This is a genomic window from Streptomyces sp. WAC 04229 (assembly GCF_003947455.1).
Classification (GTDB): domain Bacteria; phylum Actinomycetota; class Actinomycetes; order Streptomycetales; family Streptomycetaceae; genus Streptomyces.
This window is the reverse complement of record NZ_QHJH01000052.1, coordinates 11,922-29,358: the sequence shown is the minus strand read 5'-3', so window position 1 is coordinate 29,358 and position 17,437 is coordinate 11,922. Positions and strand designations below refer to the sequence as shown.

Sequence of the window (17,437 nt, the reverse complement as noted above, 5' to 3'; positions counted from 1 at the left end):
CCTAGGAGCGGCGCCTGATCTTCGAACCCAGCCAGACCAGCGGGTCGTACTTGCGGTCCACGGCCCGTTCCTTGAGGGGGATCAGCGCGTTGTCCGTGATCTTGATGCCCTCGGGGCAGACCTCCGTACAGCACTTGGTGATGTTGCAGTAGCCGAGGCCGTGCTCGTCCTGGGCCGTGCGCCCGCGGTCCAGGCCGGTGTCGTCGGCCGCGTCGAGCGGGTGCATGTCCAGTTCGGCGACGCGCATGAGGAAGCGCGGACCCGCGAAGGCCGGCTTGTTCTCCTCGTGGTCACGCACCACATGGCAGGTGTCCTGGCACAGGAAGCACTCGATGCACTTGCGGAACTCCTGCGAGCGGTCCACGTCCTCCTGCGCCATCCGGTACTCGCCCGGCCCGAGGTCGGCGGGCGGCACGAAGGACGGGATCTCGCGGGCCTTGGTGTAGTTGAAGCCGACGTCCGTGACCAGGTCGCGGACGACGGGGAAGGCGCGCAGGGGCGTGACGGTGATCGTCTCCTCGCGGGTGAAGACGGACATCCGCGTCATGCACAGCAGCCGTGGCCGACCGTTGACCTCCGCGGAGCACGAACCGCACTTGCCCGCCTTGCAGTTCCAGCGCACCGCGAGGTCGGGGGCCTGGGTGGCCTGGAGGCGGTGGATGATGTCGAGGACCACCTCGCCGTCGTTCACCTCGACCTCGAAGTCCTCCAGTCCGCCGCCCCCGACGTCACCGCGCCACACCTTGAAGCGGGCCTGGTAGCCGCTCATTCGGACCGCCCCTCCAGTTCCTCGTCGGCGAGGTACTTCACCAGCTCCTCCTTCTCGAAGAGGGCGAGCAGGTCGGGCCGGATCGGCTCGGTGGTCTGCCGTTCCAGGGTGATCTGGCCGCGCTCCGGGTCTGTCGCGCCCGGGCCGCCGCCCGCCGGGTCGGCGAGCGAGCACAGCAGGTTGGCCGGGCGCCACCGGCGGTCCATCGACGGGTGGTCCTCGCGGGTGTGCCCGCCGCGGGACTCGGTGCGTTCCAGCGCGGCCCGGGCCACGCACTCGCTGACCAGCAGCATGTTCCTGAGGTCCAGGGCGAGGTGCCAGCCGGGGTTGAACTGCCGGTGCCCCTCGACGCCGGCCCGGCGGGCCCGTGCCCGCAGCTCCGCCAGTTTCTCCAGGGCCTGCTTCATCTCCGGCTCCCGCCGGATGATGCCCACCAGGTCGTTCATCGTCTGCTGGAGTTCCTGGTGGAGGGTGTAAGGGTTCTCCGGCGGCCCGTCGTCGGGAGCCTGGGACTCGGCGGAGAACGGCCTGAGCGCCTCCGCGGCGGCCGCGTCGACCTGGGGGTCGTCCACCCGCGGACGGGTGCCGGACGCGCTGCCCGCCGCGTACTCGGCGGCGTGCCGGCCCGCCCGGCGCCCGAAGACCAGCAGGTCGGAGAGGGAGTTGCCGCCCAGCCGGTTGGAGCCGTGCATGCCGCCGGCCACCTCACCGGCCGCGTACAGCCCCGGCACCCCGCGCGCGGCGGCCGTGTCGGAGTCGACGGCGATGCCGCCCATCACGTAGTGGCAGGTGGGCCCGACCTCCATCGCCTCGGCCGTGATGTCGACGTCGGCCAGCTCCTTGAACTGGTGGTACATGGAGGGCAGCCGGCGCCTGATCACCTCGGCGGGCATCCGGGTCGACACGTCCAGGAAGACCCCGCCGTGCGGGGAGCCCCGGCCCTCCTTGACCTCGGCGTTGATCGCGCGGGCGACCTCGTCGCGGGGGAGCAGCTCGGGCGGACGCCGGTTGTGGTCGGGGTCGTCGTACCAGCGGTCGCCCTCCGCCTCGGACTCGGCGTACTTCTCCTTGAAGACGTCCGGGATGTAGTCGAACATGAACCGCTTGCCGTCCGAGTTCCTGAGCACCCCGCCGTCGCCGCGCACCGACTCGGTGACGAGGATGCCCTTCACCGACGGCGGCCAGACCATGCCCGTCGGGTGGAACTGCACGAACTCCATGTTCAGCAGGGGCGCTCCGGCGAGCAGTGCCAAGGAGTGGCCGTCCCCGGTGTACTCCCACGAGTTGGACGTCACCTTGAAGGACTTGCCGATCCCGCCGGTGGCGATCACCACCGAGGGCGCCTCCAGCACGAAGAAGCGGCCGGTCTCCCGCTCGTAGCCGAAGACGCCGGACACCTGGCGGCCGTCCTTGAGCACCCGGGTGACCGTGCACTCCTGGAAGACCCGGAGCCGGGACTCGTGGTCGCCGGTCTCCCGGAAGTCCTCCTGCTGGAGGGAGACGATCTTCTGCTGGAGGGTGCGGATCAGCTCCAGGCCGGTGCGGTCGCCGACGTGGGCGAGGCGCGGGTACTCGTGGCCGCCGAAGTTCCGCTGGGAGATCCGGCCGTCCTCGGTCCGGTCGAACAGCGCGCCCCAGGTCTCCAGCTCCCACACCCGCTGCGGTGCCTCCTGGGCGTGCAGCTCGGCCATCCGCCACTGGTTGAGGAACTTGCCGCCGCGCATGGTGTCGCGGAAGTGGACCTGCCAGTTGTCCCCGGAGTTGACGTTGCCCATGGCGGCCGCGATGCCGCCCTCGGCCATCACGGTGTGCGCCTTGCCGAACAGCGACTTGCAGATCACGGCCGTACGGGCGCCCCGCTCGCGGGCCTCGACGGCGGCGCGCAGCCCGGCGCCGCCCGCGCCCACCACGACGACGTCCCATTGCTGCCGGTCGACCACGGACATCAGAAGAACCTCGGATCGTCGAAGGCACCGGACGCGACGAGATACACGTAGAGGTCGGCGACCCCCACGCTCACCAGCGACGCCCACGCGAGCTGCATGTGCCGGGCGTTGAGCTTCCCGACCCACTGCCACATCCGGTAGCGCACGGGATGCCGGGAGAAGTGCTTGAGCTTGCCGCCGACGACGTGCCGGCAGGAGTGGCAGGAGAGGGTGTACGCCCAGATCAGCACGATGTTGGCGAGGAACACCAGGGTGCCCAGGCCCATGTGGCCCCACGCGTAGTCCTCGTCGCGGAAGGCGAGCACGGTGTCGTAGGTGAGGATCAGGGCGACCAGCAGCGCCGCGTAGAAGAAGTACCGGTGGACGTTCTGCAGGATGAGCGGGAAGCGGGTCTCGCCGGTGTACTTCCGGTGCGGTTCGGCCACGGCGCAGGCGGGTGGGGAGGCCCAGAAGCCGCGGTAGTAGGCCTTGCGGTAGTAGTAGCAGGTCAGGCGGAAGCCGAGCGGGAAGACCAGGATGATGATGGCGGGGGAGATGCCCCACCACCCGCCGAACAGCTCCCAGTTGGGTCCGCCGCGCATCGGCTCGCAGTTCTCCGCCAGGCAGGGGGAGTAGAAGGGCGAGACGTACGGGGCCGCGTAGTAGTCCGCGTTGGCGAAGGCCCGCCAGGTCGAGTAGACGACGAAGGCCAGCAGGCCCGCGGCGGTGGCGGCCGGGGCCAGCCACCAGCGGTCGGTGCGCAGGTGCGGGGCGCGGATGGCGGCGCGCGTCGGGGTGTGGACGCCGCCGCCCCGGGGATGGGGGTCGGTGTCTGGAGGTTCGGTACCAGTGGCCACTGGGCGACTCCGGTCGTCGGGGCGGGTTCAGGGGGCGTGGCGGTCACGGGCGCCCAGTCCCTCGTCGTCCGTGTCCGTCCACAGCGAGAGGTCGTACGGATCGTCGGAGATGGTGACGAGGTCGGGCCGCTTCGGCGCGTCCGGCGAGGCGGCGGCCTCCCGCAGCAGCGCGACGCTCTCGCGCAGGTGCTCGGCATCGGTGCGGACCCGGCGGATCTCCAGGCCCCCGCTGCCGACCTGCTGTTCCAGGCGGCCCACCGAGCGGGACAGGTCGTCGAGGGTGTGCTGGATCCTTGTCAGTTCCTCGTGCACGGACATGACGTGACCTCACTTCCTTCGGCCGCGGCCAGAGGCCGGCCTTGGACGGCGACGTTCATGCGCCTGCGAGTGTTGCGCGTCACACCCGCCGGTGGGAAGGGATGTGCACCGATTGACCGAGGCGCGTGGACGCACTCCTGGGTCCGTTGCTCCACTCGGGTGGCCTTACCCGCCGTCGCCGACGTGTCGCCCTCCGTTGCCGAATCCTTTCCCCTTCAGTGGCCACAGACCGGCTGAATACAAATGATCAACTCCAAATACCGCTAAAGCGATCACCGCGCCCGCGGCCTTCCGGAGGTAGCAGAGATGTCCCACGTCGGCGTCGGACCGCGCGCTGTGATGCGCTCGGTCGCCTTCCTCACCGCGGGCGCGCTCGCGGTCCCCGCGCTGGCCGCCTGCACCTCCGAGGAGCCGAAGGGCAAGCCGCTCGCCGGGCCGGACACCGCAGCCGCGGCCCGCGCCCGGATCGCCGACGGCGGCACCCTGCGCTGGGCCGCGGACTCCGTGCCGGAGACCCTGAACGCCTTCCAGTCCGACGCCGACGCGACCACGACCCGCGTCGCGCAGGCCGTGCTGCCCTCGATGTACCGGACGGACGAGACCGGCCGCCCGGTCCGCAACCCCGACTACCTGGAGTCCGCCGAGGTCGTCGACACCGAGCCCAAACAGGTCGTCGTGTACAAGCTGAACCAGCAGGCGGTCTGGAGCGACGGCCGGGAGATCGGCGCCGCCGACTTCGCCGCCCAGTGGCGCGCCCTGTCCGGCAAGGACAGCGCGTACTGGACCGCCCGCAACGCCGGCTACGACCGCATCGAGAAGATCGAGCGCGGCGGCGACGACCTGGAGGTCAAGGTCACCTTCAGCCGGCCCTACGCCGACTGGAAGTCCCTGTTCACGCCGCTGTACCCGAAGGACGTCATGGGCACCCCCGACGCCTTCAACGACGGCGCCCGCCGCGAGCTGAAGACGACCGCCGGGCCCTTCGCGGTCAAGGAGGTCGACACCAAGGAGGACGAGGTCGTCCTCGCCGGAAACCCGCGCTGGTGGGGCGAGCCGGCCAAGCTGGAGCAGATCGTCCTGCGCTCCGTCCCCCGCGAGAAGCGGATCTCCCAGCTCGCGGCGGGCGAGCTCGACCTCGCGGAGATCGACCCGGAGACCGCCGAGGAGGTCGCCGTGGCCGCCGGTCCCCGCGACGCCGGCACCGGCACCCCGCTGATGGGCCCGCAGGGCAGCCCCTCCGCGAGCCGGCAGGGCAGGTCCGCCGCGCAGGCGCTGCGCTCCTGGGCGATCGCCAAGGGCTCCGACGAGGACGCCGCCGACGAGGAGACCCTCGCCCGCGAGGAGCGGGAGGAGGCGCTGGCCAAGCGGGAACGCAGGCAGCGTGCGCTGAGCGGCTTCGAGGTGCGCAAGTCCCTGGAGCCCGCCTACACCCAGCTCGCCCTCAACGGCGCCGACGGTCCCCTCGCCGACGAGCGCGTCCGCCGCGCCGTGGCCCGCGCCCTGGACCGGGGGAAGCTGGCCAAGGCGGTCCTGGGGCCGCTGGGACTGCCGGCCGAGCCGGTCGGCAGCCACATCGCGCTGGCCGGTCAGCCCGCCTACGCCGACGGCAGCGGCGCGCTCGGCGAGCAGAACGCCAAGGAGGCCAGGGCCCTGCTCGCGGACGCGGGATGGGTGCCCGGCGGCCCGGTGAAGAAGCGCAAGGAGGGCGAGAAGGCGGCCGGCGCCGAGGGCGACAAGGACGGCGAGGGCAAGAAGTCCGAGGACGGCGACGACGACGGGACGTACATCGTCGGCGAGGACGAGAAGAACGACGGCAAGAACGAGGGCGGCGCCGGGAACGAGGACGACGGCACCGACCAGGAGAGCGGCGAGAAGCACAGCAGCGGCAAGAACACCGCGCAGGGCGGCGCCCCCGGCGCCTACGCCCCCAAGGGCACCGCCGCCCCGGCCGCCGCCGAGGCCCCCGTCGCCAAGGACGGCAAGGCGCTCACCCTGCGCTTCGTGCTCCCCTCGGGTCCGGGCTCCGACGCGCTGCGCACCGTCGCCGACCGTGTCTCGGACATGCTGGAGAAGATCGGCGTCGGCACCGACATCACCAAGGTGCCGGACGAGAGCTACTTCAAGGACCACATCGCCTCCGGCGAGTACGACCTGGCGCTCTACTCGTGGCCCGCCTCCGCCTTCCCGGCCACCGACGCCCGCCCCATCTACGCCAAGCCCGTCCCGGCCGCCGACGGCTCCCTGAACGTCGCGCAGAACTACACCCGGGTCGGCACCGACCAGGTCGACCAGCTCTTCGACCGGGCCATGGGGACCCTGGACGAGGGGGAGGCGCGGGACCTGCTGCGCAAGGCCGACTCGCGGATCTGGGCGGCGGCCGGCTCCATCCCGCTCTACCAGCGCCCCCAGCTGATCGCGGCCCGCAAGAACCTCGCCAACGCGGGCGCCTTCGGCTTCGAGACGCCGGTCTACCAGGACATGGGCTTCCTGAAGAAGGGTGCGAACGGCTCCCGGCCCTCGGCCACGCCCTCGTCCTGAGGCCGCCCACACCCTCCCGGCAAGCCCCAGTGCCCGGGGCCCCGTACCATTGGGTGAGGCCGTGGCATGTACCGCCCGGCAGGCCCGCGTGACACGGACGTACGCGAGGGCCGTCCTCACACCCTCCGGGAGTACGCCTCATATGGCCACGCGCCACGACATCCGCAACGTCGCCATCGTCGCCCACGTCGACCACGGCAAGACCACCATCGTCGACGGCATGCTGAAGCAGGCCGGTGCCTTCGCCGCCCACCAGCTCGAGGGCGTCGACGACCGCATGATGGACTCGAACGACCTGGAGCGTGAGAAGGGCATCACGATCCTCGCCAAGAACACCGCGGTGAAGTACCACCCGAAGGACGGCGGGGACCCGATCACGATCAACATCATCGACACCCCCGGCCACGCCGACTTCGGCGGCGAGGTCGAGCGCGGTCTGTCGATGGTCGACGGCGTCGTCCTGCTCGTGGACGCCTCCGAGGGCCCGCTCCCGCAGACCCGCTTCGTGCTGCGCAAGGCGCTCAGCCAGCGGCTGCCGATCATCCTCTGCATCAACAAGACGGACCGCCCGGACGCCCGGATCGACGAAGTCGTCAACGAGACCTACGACCTCTTCCTCGACCTGGACGCGGACGAGGAGCAGATCGAGTTCCCGATCGTCTACGCGTGCGGCCGGGACGGCGTCGCCTCCCTGACCAAGCCCGACGACGGCACGGTCCCCTCGGACTCCACCAGCCTGGAGCCGTTCTTCTCGACGATCCTCGACTACATCCCCGCCCCGGTGTACGACGAGGCCGCCCCGCTCCAGGCGCACGTCACCAACCTGGACGCGGACAACTTCCTCGGCCGCATCGCCCTGCTGCGCGTGCACCAGGGCGAGCTGAAGAAGGGCCAGACCGTCGCCTGGATGAAGCGCGACGGCTCCGTGTCCAACGTGCGGATCTCCGAGCTGATGATGACGGAGGCCCTCACCCGCAAGCCCGCCGAGAAGGCCGGCCCGGGCGACATCTGCGCGGTCGCCGGTATCCCGGACATCATGATCGGCGAGACCCTGGCCGACCAGGAGAACCCGGTCCCGCTGCCGCTGATCACGGTGGACGAGCCCGCGATCTCCATGGTCATCGGCACCAACACCTCCCCGCTGGTCGGCCGCGGCGCCACGGGCAAGGGCGCGGACAACAAGGCGGCCGTCAAGGACCGCAAGGTCACCGCCCGACAGGTCAAGGACCGCCTGGACCGCGAGCTGATCGGCAACGTCTCGCTCCGCGTCCTGGACACCGAGCGCCCCGACGCCTGGGAGGTGCAGGGCCGCGGTGAGCTGGCGCTGGCCATCCTGGTCGAGCAGATGCGCCGCGAGGGCTTCGAGCTGACCATCGGCAAGCCGCAGGTCGTCACCAAGGAGGTCGACGGCAAGACGCACGAGCCCGTCGAGCGCATGACGATCGACGTGCCCGAGGAGCACATGGGCGCGGTCACGCAGCTCATGGGCGTGCGCAAGGGCCGCATGGACAACATGTCCAACCACGGCTCGGGCTGGGTCCGCATGGAGTTCGTGGTGCCCTCCCGCGGTCTGATCGGATTCCGTACGGAGTTCCTCACCCAGACCCGCGGCACGGGTATCGCCCACTCCATCCACGAGGGCCACGAGCCCTGGTTCGGCGCCCTGACGACCCGCAACAACGGCTCCCTGGTCGCCGACCGCTCCGGTGCCGTCACCGCGTTCGCGATGACGAACCTCCAGGAGCGCGGCGTGCTCTTCACCGAGCCCGGCACCGAGGTGTACGAGGGCATGATCGTCGGCGAGAACTCCCGCGCCGACGACATGGACGTCAACATCACCAAGGAGAAGAAGCTCACCAACATGCGGTCGTCCTCGGCCGACTCGTTCGAGGCGATCGTCCCGCCGCGCAAGCTCTCCCTGGAGCAGTCGCTGGAGTTCTGCCGCGACGACGAGTGCGTCGAGGTGACCCCGGAGGCGGTCCGCATCCGCAAGGTGAACCTGGACGCCCGTGAGCGCGCCCGCGCCGCGAGCCGGGCCAAGCACGGCTGACCCTCCCGTAGCGAACGGCACCGGACACCACGGCTGACGTGGTGTCCGGTGCCGTTTCGTATGGCCGAAGCGAACAGGTAGGGAAAACCCTCGATTTTGCCGCGGTCCGGCGCCGGGCGGTCCCGTCGGCACTAACCTGCGCGGGAGCACCCGGGGCATCGCGCTCGAGGACGAGGTCCGAGTCCGACGCGAGACAGAGCTGTCTGTCAGCTTGCACCTCCCGAGGGTCACGCGCAATCAATTTCTGTCGCGCGGACGTCCGTTATACGGACAGTGACTCCCGTTAGATGTGTAACAAGTCCGTTTCGCAGCGATCTCGCACCAAACCCTTTGTCCGGATTTTGAAAGATCTGGCCCCTATCTGTGATCGAACCGAGACCTCGAACCTGTGGTTCGTTAGCCGGAGGATGGCAGATAGTTAGGCGCGTAGAGCTCGGATAAACGGGTCACGCGCTGACGGGGCGCAGGCTCGCGAGCACGAGGACGCCAGGCGGTCTCCGGTCATCGGTGAGTGGCCGGGATGTGTCGCGTGCTCCTCTTTGCGGTGAACCAGCGGATTCATGAGGAGGAACCCATGCGAGGTGCCACAAGCGCCATATGGGTCGCATCGTTCCCGATGGCAGGTGTAGGCCCCGCGGGTACGTTCCGTGCCGTCACGGATGATGCGGCAGCGGCGAGGCGTCGCCAACTTCCTTGACGACGCGTGCCGTCGGTCGGTGGTTCCGACCGCGAGCCAGGGTTCTCCAGGGGGCGGTGCCGCCCCTGAGTCGTTGTTCCCCTCGCGCGCTGCGAAAGACGTACGCCGTGCGAAGGCCGTCGGACTCGTGCACTCCCGACGACCTCCAACCTGTGAAATGGACGAATCATGACGAGTCCAATCGAGATTGAGGGTGCTGAAGCCTCTTCCGTCTTGGACAAAGAGAGCGCGCCGCAGGGTGACGCCCCGGAGACCAAGGAGCCGGAAGGGCGCACGCCCGGGCAGTTGATGTGGGCGCGCTTCAAGCGCGACCGCGCCGGTGTGATCTCTGCCTGCATCGTCCTGTTCTTCTTCGTGGTCGCGGCGGCGGCTCCGCTGATCTCGATGGTGTACGGCAAGGACCCGTACACGCTCTACGGGCAGGACAATCCCGAGCTGCTGGACATGTTCACCATGCCCGCCGCACCGTTCGGCGGCATCGACGGCGAGTTCTGGTTCGGTATCGAACCGGGCCTGGGCCGGGACGTGTTCACGCAGCTGCTGTACGGCATGCGCAACTCGATGGCCACGGCACTGGCCGCCACCCTCATCATGACGGTGCTGGGTGTCCTGATCGGCCTCGCCGGCGGCTACTTCGGCGGGAAGATCGACTACTGGCTCGGCCGGATCACCGACTTCTTCATGGCCCTGCCCAACCAGCTGTTCTTCGTCGCGGCGATGCCCGTCATCACCACGGTGTTCGTCGCCCCGGACAAGGAGACGCCCACCTACGTGCGCGCCAGCGCGATCATCATCGTGCTCTCCTTCCTGGGATGGATGAGCATGGCCCGCATCGTCCGCGGTGCCACGATGTCCCTGCGCGACCGGGAGTTCATCGAGGCGGCGCGCATCTCCGGGGCCTCGCCCTGGCGCATCCTCCGTAAGGAACTGCTGCCCAACATCGTCACCCCGACGCTGGTACAGGCGACGCTCACGTTGCCGAGCACCATCCTCAGCATCGCGTTCCTGTCCTTCGTGGGCGTGGGGTACGTCGAGCCCACGCCGGACTGGGGACGGATGTTCGCCATCGGCGCCAACATCGTCGAGCAGGATCCGTACTACATGCTCTTCCCCGGAGTGGCCATGGTGATCTTCATGGTGGCCTTCAACCTCCTCGGTGACTCGGTACGGGACGCCTTCGATCCCAAGACGAACCGCTGAGATCCAGGGGATATCCCCCCACATCCTCGCCCGGCCGGTTCGGTGCCGCTCAGCCCGGCCCCGGCCACGTACCAGCAGTGCTCACTACTCACAGGCAGGTGGATTCGTCCCTATGAGCATCTTCCGTAACCGCACCGCCACGGCCGCCATAGTCGCGGTCGCCGCCGGCGCACTGACTCTCACCGCCTGCGGTGGTGGCAGCGACAGCTCCTCCAAGGACAACAGCAAGCAGAAGGAGGACGCCAAGTCGCAGTCGAAGCCGGTCAAGATCGGTGACGCCGCGGCGTCCACCGGTCCGGCCCCCGACGTCGAGGGCGCCAAGCCGGGCGGCGTCGCGACCGTCTACCAGGAGGCTGACTTCTCGCACCTGGACCCGGGGCAGATCTACGTCTCGGACGGCAAGCTGCTCAGCCGCCTCATCTTCCGCGGCCTGACCCAGTACGACGAGGACGAGAACGGCAACCTGACCGTCGTGGGCGACCTCGCCACCGACGCGGGCAAGTCCTCCGAGGGCGGCAAGACCTGGACGTACACCCTCAAGGACAACCTGAAGGACGCGAACGGGAACCCGATCAACTCCGCGGACATCCGCAACACGGTCGAGCGCCTGTACTCGAACTACATCACCGACGGCCCGACCTACCTCCAGCAGTGGCTGTCCGGTGACGGCACCACCTACCGCGACGCCTACGCGGGTCCGGACAAGGGCAAGCACCTGCCCGACACCGTCCTGGAGACGCCGGACGACAAGACGATCGTCTTCCACTTCAAGGAAGCCCGTCCGGACGTCCCGCAGATGCTGACCATGCCCGGTTACAGCGTCGTGCCCGAGGAGACGGACACCAAGGAGAAGTACGACAACGCCCCCGTGGCCGTCGGCCCGTACAAGATCGCCGACTTCAAGCCGGGCAAGTCGATGAAGCTGGTCAAGAACACCCAGTGGGACCCCAAGTCCGACTCGGTGCGCCACCAGTACGTCGACGGGTTCAACATCTCGATGAACCACGACGACGAGGACCAGACCAAGACCCTCCTCGCCGACCAGGGCGAGGCCAAGAACGCGATGATGTTCACGGGCCAGGTCGCCACCACCCAGCTCCAGAAGGTCGTCGGCGACAAGCAGGCGATGCAGAACCGCACCATCCAGGGCTACGCCCCGTACGTGTGGCAGCTCAACTTCAACCTGGACCGCATCAAGGACAAGAAGCTCCGTGACGCGATCACCCTGGCGCTGCCCTCCGACTCGGTCTTCAAGGCCGACGGTGGCGCCTACGGCGGTGAGGTCGCCAACTCCCTGATGTCGCCCACGACCCCGGGCTACGACGGCGAGTTCGACCCGTTCAACCGGGCGAAGAAGCCGAACGGTGACATCGAGGCCGCCAAGAAGCTGATCAAGGAGGGCGGCTTCGAGGGCAAGAGCCTCGTCTACGCCTACGGCAACACGCCGACCCGGCAGAAGCAGGCCGTCCTGATCGCGACCGCGCTGGAGAAGATCGGTCTGGACATCCAGAAGAAGGAGATCGACTCCGCCACCTGGTACGAGCAGGTCGGCAAGGTCAAGAACGGCTACGACCTCTACATGACCGGCTGGGGCCAGGACTGGCCGTCCGCCTCCACGGTCATCCCGCCGTCCTACGACGGCACGCAGATCCAGGACGGTGCGTCGAACTACTCGCACATCAACGACGACCACGTGAACTCCGAGATCAAGCGCATCCAGAAGATCACCGACCCGGCGGAGGCCACGAAGGGCTGGGCCGAGCTGAACGAGTACATCTCCAAGGAAGTCAACCCGGCCGCCCCGATCTACTACACCAAGGTCTTCCAGATCTTCGGTTCGAACATCGGCGGCATCCGCTACAGCTCGGACTCGAGCTACGTGGACGTGACGCGGGTCTTCCTCAAGAAGTAGTCCGTTCGGTCGGGAAACCGGTGGGGGCGCGCGGCGGAGCGCCCCCACCGGGCCCGGATTCCTCCAGCCCTCCCCATCCGACTGCCGCAGTCCTGAGAGCAGCTGTCTGCCATGCTTCAATTCCTCATTCGCCGGTCCTTCGGCGCGGTGCTGATCCTGGTGTTGATCAGTGCCTTCACCTTCTTCATGTTCTTCGCGATCCCGCAGGACCCGGCCCTGCTGGCGTGTGGCAAGAACTGCACTCCGGACGCGCTGGAGATCATCCACAAGAACCTGGGCCTCGACAAGCCGGTCACCGTCCAGTACTGGAACTTCCTGATCGGCATCTTCGCCGGCCGCGACTTCGCCGTCGGACACTGCGCCGCCCCGTGCTTCGGTGTCTCCTTCGCGAACAACCAGAACGTCTGGGACACGATCATGGACCGCTTCCCGCTGACGGTCTCGCTGACCGTCGGAAGCCTCGTGGTCTTCCTCATCGTCGGCCTCGGCGCCGGTCTGCTGGCCGCCAGGAACCGCGGTACGTGGATCGACAAGGTGTTCAGCTCCGGCTCGCTGGTCATCAGCTCCCTGCAGATCTACTTCCTCGGCCCGCTCGTGCTGCTGGCCCTGGTCTACAGCACCGGCTGGCTGGAGAAGCCGAAGTACGTTCCGATCTCGGAGGACGCCGCCGGGTGGTTCGCGGGCCTGCTGATCCCATGGCTCGTCATGGCGACCATCTTCACCGCCAACTACACCCGCATGAGCCGCTCGTCGATGATCGAGCAACTGCAGGAAGAGCATGTGAAGGCCGCCCGGGCCAAGGGCATGTCGGGCAACTACACCTTCTTCCGCTACGCCTGGCGCGGCTCGCTCGTCCCCATCGTCACCATCCTCGGTATCGACCTGTCCGCGCTGATGGGCGGTGGCATGGTGACGGAGATGACGTTCGGCCTCGCCGGGATCGGCCGGCTCGCGCTGGAATCCGTCATCAACAAGGACCTGCCGATGCTGATGGGCGTCATGCTGGTCAGCGCCGCGCTCATCATCGTCTTCAACCTGATCGTGGACGCCCTGTACGCCGTCATCGACCCGCGCGTGCGCCTGTCCTAGGAGAACCACCGTGACCACTCAGACCAAGCCCGAAGAGGCCCCGGCCGCCGCCGCGGGGGACGCGTTTCTCTCGGTGCGCGACCTCAAGGTCCACTTCTCCACCGAGGGCGGCGTCGTCAAGGCGGTGGACGGACTCTCCTTCGACCTGGAGCGCGGCAAGACCCTCGGCATCGTGGGCGAGTCCGGCTCCGGCAAGTCGGTGACCAACCTGGCCGTCCTCGGCCTGCACGACCGCCGCAAGACCGCCATCGACGGCTCGATCACCCTGGACGGCCAGGAGCTGACCGACGCAGGTGAGAAGCAGCTGGAGAAGCTGCGCGGCAAGAAGATGGCGATGATCTTCCAGGACGCGCTCACCGCGCTGTCGCCGTACTACACGGTCGGCCGGCAGATCGGCGAGCCGTTCATGAAGCACAACGGCGCGTCCAAGCGGGACGCCCGGGTGCGCGCCATCGACCTGCTCCAGAAGGTCGGCATCCCGAGTCCGGAGAAGCGGGTCGACGACTACCCGCACCAGTTCTCCGGCGGTATGCGGCAGCGGGCCATGATCGCCATGGCGCTCTCCTGCGACCCGGACCTGCTGATCGCCGACGAGCCGACCACGGCCCTCGACGTGACGGTGCAGGCGCAGATCCTCGACCTGCTCAAGGACCTCCAGCAGGAGTTCGGCTCCGCCATCATCATGATCACTCACGACCTCGGCGTGGTCGGCAACATGGCCGACGACATCCTGGTCATGTACGCGGGCCGGGCCGTCGAGCGCGGCACGGTGCGCGAGGTGCTCAAGACGCCGCAGCACCCCTACACCTGGGGTCTGCTGGGATCGATGCCGAGTCTCTCCTCGGACATCGACGAGCCGCTGATGCCGATCCCGGGTGCGCCGCCCTCGCTGATGAACCCGCCCTCGGGATGTGCTTTCCACCCGCGGTGCGGCTTCACCGACCTGGTCTCCGGCACTCGCTGCTCGGGTGAGCGTCCGGTGCTCCCCGGGGGCCGCGCCGCCGCCTGTCACCTGACGGCGGACCAGCGGCAGCAGGTGTTCATCGAGAAGATTCAGCCCCGGCTGGGCTGAGCGGAAACCGGCGACTGGGGCATCACCATGAGCGACAACACCAAGACGACAACGGCGGTGGCCGACTCCTTCCCGCAGCAGCGGGAGGGCGACACCGCGCCGCTTCTCCAGGTCAAGGGCCTGACGAAACACTTCCCCATCAAGGGCGGCTTCCCGATCAAACGCACCGTCGGCCACGTCAAGGCCGTCGACGGCGTCGACTTCGCGGTCTACCCCGGGGAAAGCCTGGGCCTCGTCGGCGAGTCCGGCTGCGGCAAGTCGACCACCGGCCGGCTGCTGACCCGTCTCTACGAGCCCACGCAGGGCACGATCGAGTACAAGGGCCAGGACATCACCCGCGCCAGCCGGCGGCAGCTGGCGCCGATCCGGTCCGAGATCCAGATGATCTTCCAGGACCCGTACGCGTCGCTGAACCCCCGGCAGACCGTGGGCACGATCATCTCCGGCCCGATGGAGATCAACGGGATCAACCCGCCCGGCGGCCGGGAGAAGCGCGTCCGCGAGCTCCTGGAGATCGTCGGTCTCAACCCGGAGCACTACAACCGCTTCCCGCACGAGTTCTCCGGCGGTCAGCGCCAGCGCATCGGCGTCGCGCGCGCAGTCGCCCTCGAGCCGAAGCTCATCGTCGCCGACGAGCCGGTCTCGGCCCTCGACGTGTCGATCCAGGCCCAGGTGGTCAACCTGCTGCAGGAAGTGCAGCGGGAGATGGGCATCGCGTTCGTGTTCATCGCCCACGACCTGGCGATCGTGCGGCACTTCTCGCAGCGCGTCGCGGTGATGTACCTCGGCAAGGTCGTGGAGATCGCGGACCGCGACTCGCTCTACAACCGGCCCCGCCACCCGTACACGCACGCTCTGCTGTCGGCGGTGCCGGAGGTCGACGTGGACGCGGAGAAGCGGGAGCGGATCCGCCTGCAGGGCGACGTGCCCTCGCCGGTCGCCCCGCCGTCCGGCTGCCGCTTCCGCACCCGGTGCTGGAAGGCGCAGGACAAGTGCGCCACCGAGGAGCCGCCGCTGGTGCAGCTCTCCGGCAACCGCGCGGGCCACCTGACGGCCTGCCACTTCCCCGAAGAGCCCACGACCGAGGCCAGGGACGTGGACATCGTCATGGACCCGGGTCTGAAGGCGCTGGAGGGCGACGCCGACGGCGGGACGACGCTCACCAAGAGCTGAACCGGCACCTCCGATACGAAGGGCGGGGACGGGAGCACACTTCCGTCCCCGCCCTTCGTCGTGCCCGCCCACCGCCGACACCCGTCCGGCGGACGTCCGCAACCCGTACGGACCGTACGGGTGTGCGCCGCGCCACCAGCCCCCCGAAGCTGACCGGGAACGCACCAGCGGACGAGTCAGGGCACGAGGAGGCACTCCATGCGCGGAGCGACGCACGCCAAATGGGCCGCATGCGCGGCGGCGGCAGCCCTCGCGGCGACGGCCTGCGGCGGCGGGGGCGGGGACAGCGGTGGGGACAGCGGCGGCGTGCTCAGCTCCTCGTGGGGCGACCCCCAGAACCCGCTGGAGCCGGCCAACACCAACGAGGTGCAGGGCGGCAAGGTCCTCGACATGATCTTCCGGAACCTGAAGAAGTACGACCCGAAGACCGGCGAGGCCAAGGACATGCTCGCCGAGAAGATCGAGACCTCCGACTCGCAGACCTACGACATCACCGTCAAGGACGGCTGGACCTTCAGCAACGGCGAGAAGGTCACCGCCCAGTCTTTCGTCGACGCCTGGAACTACGGCGCGAGCCTGAAGAACAACCAGCGCAACGCCTACTTCTTCGCCTACATCGACGGCTACGACAAGGTGCACCCCGAGGACGGCGGCGACCAGAGCGCGGACACGCTCTCCGGGCTGAAGGTGACCGGGGAACGCACCTTCACCGTCAAGCTCAACCAGAAGTTCTCCAGCTTCCCCGACACCCTCGGCTACAACGCCTTCGCGCCGCTGCCGAAGGCGTTCTTCGACGACCACGACGCCTGGCTCCAGAAGCCCGTCGGCAACGGCCCCTACCAGGTCGACAACTACACCCGCGGCAACCAGATGTCGCTGCGCACCTGGGACCAGTACCCCGGCGACGACAAGGCCCAGAACGGCGGCGTCGACCTGAAGGTCTACACCGACAACAACACGGCCTACACCGACCTGATCGCCGGCAACCTCGACCTCGTCGACGACGTCCCGGCCGCCCAGCTCAAGAACGTGAAGAACGACCTCGGCGACCGGTACATCAACACCCCGGCCGGCATCATCCAGACCCTCGCCTTCCCGTTCTACGACGACGACTGGAACAAGTCCGGGTCGGAGAAGGTGCGCAAGGGCCTGTCCATGGCGATCGACCGCAAGCAGATCACCGACACGATCTTCCAGCAGACCCGCACCCCGGCCACCGACTGGACCTCACCGGTCCTCGGCGAGGACGGCGGGTACAAGGCCGGCCTCTGCGGCGACGGCTGCGACTACAACCCCGAAGAGGCGAAGAAGCTGGTCAAGGACGGTGGCGGCCTCCCCGGCGGCCAGGTCAAGATCACCTACAACGCCGACACCGGCTCCCACAAGCAGTGGGTCGACGCGGTCTGCAACTCCATCAACAACGCCCTGGACAACGACCGCGCCTGCGTCGGCAACCCGGTCGGCACCTTCGCCGACTTCCGCAGCCAGATCACCGACCGGAAGATGAGCGGCCCCTTCCGCGCCGGCTGGCAGATGGACTACCCGCTGATCCAGAACTTCCTCCAGCCGCTCTACTACACCAACGCCTCCTCCAACGACGGCAAGTGGTCCAACCAGGAGTTCGACGACCTGGTCGACAAGGCCAACGGCCAGACGGACGAGGCCGAGGCCGTCAAGACCTTCCAGCAGGCCGAGGAGGTCGTCCGCGACAACATGGCCGCCATCCCGCTCTGGTACCAGAACGGCAGCGCCGGCTACTCGGACCGCCTCTCCGACGTGGAACTCAACCCGTTCAGCGTCCCGGTGTACAACGAGATCAAGGTGAGCTGAGGGGGCG

The 17,437-nt window shown here is 68.6% G+C and carries 12 protein-coding genes; 8 read left to right on the top strand and 4 right to left on the bottom strand.

Annotated features, from left to right (window positions below; translation table 11 throughout):
* Nucleotide 1 precedes the first annotated feature (1 nt).
* The 4 genes from DMH12_RS16650 to DMH12_RS16635 are packed head-to-tail and all read right to left on the bottom strand — an operon-like array spanning nucleotide 2 to nucleotide 3,869.
* Nucleotides 2-769 (bottom strand): succinate dehydrogenase/fumarate reductase iron-sulfur subunit, encoded by a 768-nt coding sequence (locus DMH12_RS16650; RefSeq protein WP_125492365.1) that lies wholly within the window; start codon nucleotides 767-769, stop codon nucleotides 2-4.
* Nucleotides 766-2,715, bottom strand: coding sequence for a fumarate reductase/succinate dehydrogenase flavoprotein subunit (locus tag DMH12_RS16645; RefSeq protein ID WP_125492364.1), 1,950 nt, complete (start codon nucleotides 2,713-2,715; stop codon nucleotides 766-768). The genes DMH12_RS16650 and DMH12_RS16645 overlap by 4 nt, the downstream gene beginning before the upstream one ends.
* On the bottom strand, nucleotides 2,715-3,551 hold the full coding sequence (locus DMH12_RS16640; protein ID WP_125492363.1) for a hypothetical protein: 837 nt from the start codon (nucleotides 3,549-3,551) through the stop codon (nucleotides 2,715-2,717). Before DMH12_RS16640 ends, DMH12_RS16645 begins: the two co-directional genes overlap by 1 nt.
* 27 nt (nucleotides 3,552-3,578) lie before the next feature.
* On the bottom strand, nucleotides 3,579-3,869 hold the full coding sequence (locus DMH12_RS16635) for a hypothetical protein (protein ID WP_125492362.1): 291 nt from the start codon (nucleotides 3,867-3,869) through the stop codon (nucleotides 3,579-3,581).
* A 306-nt stretch (nucleotides 3,870-4,175) separates the two neighbouring features.
* On the opposite strand from DMH12_RS16635, the gene DMH12_RS16625 reads away from it, so the two are divergent.
* From DMH12_RS16625 to DMH12_RS16590, 8 genes are all read left to right on the top strand, one after another.
* Nucleotides 4,176-6,407, top strand: coding sequence for an ABC transporter family substrate-binding protein (locus tag DMH12_RS16625; RefSeq protein ID WP_125492361.1), 2,232 nt, complete (start codon nucleotides 4,176-4,178; stop codon nucleotides 6,405-6,407).
* Between the two features lie 142 nt (nucleotides 6,408-6,549).
* Nucleotides 6,550-8,457 carry a translational GTPase TypA gene (gene typA, locus DMH12_RS16620; protein WP_125492360.1) on the top strand — a complete coding sequence of 636 codons (1,908 nt, stop codon included), beginning with the start codon at nucleotides 6,550-6,552 and terminating at the stop codon, nucleotides 8,455-8,457.
* Between the two features lie 865 nt (nucleotides 8,458-9,322).
* The gene (locus DMH12_RS16615) at nucleotides 9,323-10,354 is read left to right on the top strand and encodes an ABC transporter permease (RefSeq protein WP_125492359.1); all 1,032 of its coding nucleotides are present in this window, start codon (nucleotides 9,323-9,325) and stop codon (nucleotides 10,352-10,354) included.
* A 112-nt stretch (nucleotides 10,355-10,466) separates the two neighbouring features.
* The gene (locus DMH12_RS16610; RefSeq protein WP_125492358.1) at nucleotides 10,467-12,266 is read left to right on the top strand and encodes an ABC transporter substrate-binding protein; all 1,800 of its coding nucleotides are present in this window, start codon (nucleotides 10,467-10,469) and stop codon (nucleotides 12,264-12,266) included.
* 111 nt (nucleotides 12,267-12,377) lie between these two features.
* The gene (locus tag DMH12_RS16605; protein ID WP_125492357.1) at nucleotides 12,378-13,355 is read left to right on the top strand and encodes an ABC transporter permease; all 978 of its coding nucleotides are present in this window, start codon (nucleotides 12,378-12,380) and stop codon (nucleotides 13,353-13,355) included.
* A gap of 10 nt (nucleotides 13,356-13,365) precedes the next feature.
* Entirely contained in the window at nucleotides 13,366-14,427 is a 1,062-nt protein-coding gene (locus DMH12_RS16600; protein ID WP_125492356.1) for an ABC transporter ATP-binding protein, read from the top strand.
* A gap of 27 nt (nucleotides 14,428-14,454) precedes the next feature.
* Nucleotides 14,455-15,600, top strand: coding sequence for an ABC transporter ATP-binding protein (locus DMH12_RS16595; protein WP_125492355.1), 1,146 nt, complete (start codon nucleotides 14,455-14,457; stop codon nucleotides 15,598-15,600).
* A gap of 198 nt (nucleotides 15,601-15,798) precedes the next feature.
* The gene (locus DMH12_RS16590; RefSeq protein ID WP_125492354.1) at nucleotides 15,799-17,430 is read left to right on the top strand and encodes an ABC transporter substrate-binding protein; all 1,632 of its coding nucleotides are present in this window, start codon (nucleotides 15,799-15,801) and stop codon (nucleotides 17,428-17,430) included.
* Nucleotides 17,431-17,437 lie beyond the last annotated feature (7 nt).